Origin of the sequence: Devosia sp., from assembly GCF_034675085.1 — a bacterium.
GTDB lineage: Bacteria > Pseudomonadota > Alphaproteobacteria > Rhizobiales > Devosiaceae > Devosia.
Genome location: NZ_JAUCDN010000486.1, coordinates 1 through 1,508, shown reverse-complemented (window position 1 = coordinate 1,508; position 1,508 = coordinate 1). Strand labels below are relative to the sequence as shown.

Below are 1,508 nucleotides of genomic sequence, written 5' to 3'. Positions count from 1 at the left end.
CAGACCTGGTTCGTCTATGACGAATTGCGCAAGCTGCTCGCGGCCAATGGCGCCTCGATGGACGATGTGCTGTTGTCCACCGTCTATCTGGCCGATGTGCGCGACTTCCCGGTCTTTCACCGGGTGCACCGCCATTTCTTCCCCAATGACGACGTGGCGCTGGCCGTTTCCGGTTTCGACGAAGTGGGCCATCGCGGCTGCAAGATCGAGATCGAACTGACGGCGGCGGTCGGCGGCAGCGGCAAGCGCCGGGCGGTCAAGTGGTCCATGCCCGCCCCGCTGGGCGCGCCGGCGGCGGTCGGCTACGGCTCGCTATTGTTCTATTCGGGCATGGTCGGGCTCGATGCGGGTGGACGGCTGGTGCGTTCTTCCGCCGATCTGGACGGGGCGGCCCGCGCCGTGGCCTCACGGCTCGAGGAGATCGAAACCCGACCCGGCTTCGCCGCCCAGTGCTGGGCCTGCTTCGAGCAACTGGCCGTCGCGGCCACGGCCGCCGGTTCGGACCTCGCTCGGCTGGTCAAGCTCACCGTCTATCTGCGCGAGGCGGCCGATCTCAATGTCTTCGAGGCCATTCGCCGCGAATTCATCGCCGACGCGGACCTGCCGGCGCTTGAATGCGTCGCCGTGCATGGCCCCGGCCCGGTCGCACGGGCCGAAGTGCAGTTCGAGGCCATCGGCAGTGTCTGAGCCGCTGAACGCCGCCCTCGGCGTAGGCGGCCTCATCATCGATCATATCGGCATCGTCGTCCCCGACCTGGGGGCGGCGATCGCCTTTTACCGCAATGCCATGGGCTGCACCATCGGCGCGACGGTCCTGCTCGAAGAGCACGATATCGAGGTGAGCTTCGTCGAGTTCGCCAATGCCCGCATCGAGCTGATCGCCCCGCTGGGCCGGCGCAGCCCTCCGCGCAGCCTGCTGGGCGCGCACACCAGCGGCGATTTCCTCGCCCGCTCGCCCCAGGGCGGGCTGCATCATGTGTGCTATCTGGTGCCGGACCTGTCGGCAGCCCTGACCCGGCTCGCCCGCCTGGGCGTCATGCCGCTCGGCAGCGGCCGGCCGGAGATCGGCGCCAGCGGCAAGCCCATTATCTTCCTCGACCCCGCCACCACCGGCGGCACGCTGGTCGAGCTCAAGCAGGCTGGGTAAGGCCATCTTTTCCCGGAAACAATGAGGGGCCGGAGCAATGCTCCGGCCCCTCTGGCCGTCTGTCCGGGGAGGATCAGAACACCGACCAGATATCGTCCTTGGCGCGCAGATCGTCTGCCGGGGCATCATAGACGATGCTGCCGGAGCGGAAGACGATGGCGCGCTGCACGATGGCCAGCGCGATCATCACGTTCTGCTCGACCAGCAGCACGGTGGTGCCGAAGCGGCGATTGATCTCGACCAGCGTCGAGAGCACCTTTTCGGCGGCGACGGGCGAGAGGCCCGCCGTCGGCTCGTCGAGCAGGATGGCCTTGGGCTGGGTGATGAGCGCCATGCCCACCGCCAGCAATTGCTGCTCGCC

General features: G+C 67.8%; 2 protein-coding genes and 1 pseudogene. 2 read left to right on the top strand and 1 reads right to left on the bottom strand.

Annotated elements, in window-relative coordinates; all coding sequences use genetic code 11:
* The coding region (locus tag VDP82_RS18010; RefSeq protein WP_323016186.1) for a RidA family protein at positions 1–687 on the top strand (687 nt) is incomplete at its 5' end.
* Positions 680–1,147, top strand: coding sequence for a VOC family protein (locus VDP82_RS18005; RefSeq protein ID WP_323016185.1), 468 nt, complete (start codon positions 680–682; stop codon positions 1,145–1,147). The genes VDP82_RS18010 and VDP82_RS18005, both read left to right, overlap by 8 nt.
* 73 nt (positions 1,148–1,220) lie before the next feature.
* On the opposite strand, the pseudogene VDP82_RS18000 reads toward VDP82_RS18005, so the two are convergent.
* Positions 1,221–1,508: pseudogene (locus tag VDP82_RS18000) on the bottom strand (ABC transporter ATP-binding protein); the annotation flags it as partial.